The organism is Clostridium sp., assembly GCF_051650885.1.
In the GTDB taxonomy this organism is placed as follows: Bacteria; Bacillota; Clostridia; order Clostridiales; family Clostridiaceae; genus Clostridium.
Genome location: NZ_JBOFRG010000107.1, coordinates 1 through 2,388 on the forward strand (window position 1 = coordinate 1; position 2,388 = coordinate 2,388).

The 2,388-nt window shown below is 40.4% G+C and carries 1 protein-coding gene; it reads left to right on the top strand.

Going from position 1 to position 2,388, the window contains the following annotated elements; genetic code table 11:
• Window positions 1-198 (top strand): hypothetical protein (locus ACRC28_RS05275; RefSeq protein WP_438542404.1); only part of this gene is annotated, 198 nt, incomplete at its 5' end.
• Between the last annotated feature and the right edge of the window lie 2,190 nt (window positions 199-2,388).

The window sequence follows — 2,388 nt, forward strand, 5'->3', positions numbered from 1 at the left end:
TTCAGACAGTCATATCCCTTTGTCTACTACATGACCACACTTCCTGGAATATCATCCACCTTGAAAGATTTTGGTCAAGGTGTAGACGCTTTGACACTGGCTGCTCGCCAGCATCAGCTGAGTGTGACAAGAGAACAAGGAGAGAGAAAACAAGAAATGCTGATGAGAAACGGGGAGAGAAAAGAGAGTCAGTCCTAGAGAGGAATGATATTTGTTTCCATGTCTTCTCTCCTGTCCACTTCTGTGATTACATGTCAGCAGTAAGCAATGATGCTGTCCAGACTGTACGTACATCAGCTCTAAAAGGAATTGTAAATGTTTGGTAAAGAAGTGGTGACAGAAGCAACTCAGTTGGACTCAATGATAAAATCACTTTGAGTGAGAAAACACCATCAGGTCTTCAGAGTCGATGCTGCAGTCAGAAGTTCCCAGTTAGTCAGTTTTAAGAAGTGTTTCTGTCCTCACTCTCTCTAAAGGAGTTTTACTTTTACTTCATTTAAACAGGAAATTGTCATTTCATAGTTACAGTGTTTCATCCTAGTGTTAACTTTGGAATCAGTATTGACTGATATTGTTGCTGAATATTTGGACAAGCAAAGAGAGAAGATGTTAAAGATGAATCAGGCAGAAAAGTGAAGAAAGAAAAGAGACACCAGGGAAAGAATTCCAGGCACCAATTGAACTCTTTTGGTTTCTTTTTGTGTATATTTTTATTGCAGAATACAGGCCATGCTCAAGATTATAACATTTGTCTGTCATGGAAACATGATGATTATCTGGTGCAACACAGCTGTCCCACTGGAAAGCAGCCAACACAACAGAGCTGAACAGTTATGATTCCTATCACTACTTCTCATCCTGTGTGTTTTCTCAGTGAGCGGTTCAAAGGTCTTCAGCCCCCGTTAACTTTCCACGCATTAGTTCACAGTCTGCAGCCATCTCTCTCTGGTCTCTAGTATTTTCACTGTCTTTCTTCTTTGTATTTCAGCTCTGCTGTTTAACATTTATGTTTGCTGGCTCCCCTCACTTTTAAGCTTTGTCTGCTTACCTTGGAATGATTTCTCTAAGATGGCAACATAAAAGCTGAGCGGTGACTTCATGAGAAACAGTGAGGTCAGCTGAAGTCAGCTGGGAGCAGACGGAAGAAATCTCTCTGTTTGTGTGTCTGTTTTTTATTAAGAGCTACTGTGATGACTGATGGGATGGAGGTGAGGGTGTGGTCAGGAATCTAAAAAAAGATGCATTTAAAAAGGCAGCTGATTTGATACCACACAGTGCAGGGCGTAATAGTTAAGACCTCTGCAGCTGACACTAAGACGCAGCTCCTTTATGTTGCACTGCTGCTCCTCAAGCTGACTGACGCTTGTAGTCTGGTATTTCACTGTTCATCAGGGTCACATGGATGCCCTTTTCTAGAGGATTCCTCCAATTAATTAGGACAAATTAAACTTTGTAATTTTAATGAGTGGTTTGTTTGCTTCCTGAGATCATAGTGAGAGACACAGAGACAGGGAGACAGCAAGGGGAAGACTGATTGTCAGTGAGTTCTGTTTTCATTGGGTCCGTAATCTCGTCACATCTCCCTTAATGAGTTTCACAGTCCCAAAGCACTAATGAGATGTTTTGTTTTGACTGCTGTGTCGGAGTGGTTATATGTGGAAGACTCCTCAGCTATTAAACATAATGAGACCCACCTGCTCTTCCACTTTAACGAATATAATGATGTATCTGCTCCAAATGCATCCAACTATGTCTCAGCTAATAACATGCCAACATTTCTTTACAATATTTGTTCTGTTGCACCAGTGTAAGTATTTTAAACATTGTTTCATTTGTAGTGCTTCTGTGACATTTCTGATACACACATAATAACCAACTTGTGTCAACATTTTGTTGCTGTTGTTGTCGTGTTGTAGTTTTGTAGTCGGTTGAAACGTTTGTAAAGACAATGGAGACTCCATTTTTTTTCTTACTAGTGTTTCAGTGCAGATATCCTGATATTCCTCCATGGCCGACTGGAACAAGGCTGGTCTTTTTTCAACATTAAGGTTTTTTCTTGTGGGCTTTGATGGAGTGTTGCCAGGGTCTTACTCTGTTACAATGCACTTTATGAGAGGGCACGTAACCTTTGAAACCAGTTGCAAGGATCACCATTCTGCTTTGAAACTCACAGTTCTGGATGACCTCTGCAGTTAAAAGTTAGTAGACATATACGATGTAGCTCTCTTTTAACTTTAGAATCAGATAAACGTGTAGGGGACTTTCTTGTCAAACATTTCATGTATCGAACACATGCTTATGTTATTGCATACAGGCTTCAAAGGCTACATTATGTCACATGATCAGTGTCACACCATGAAACAAATATCAGACTTAGACATTCGTCAT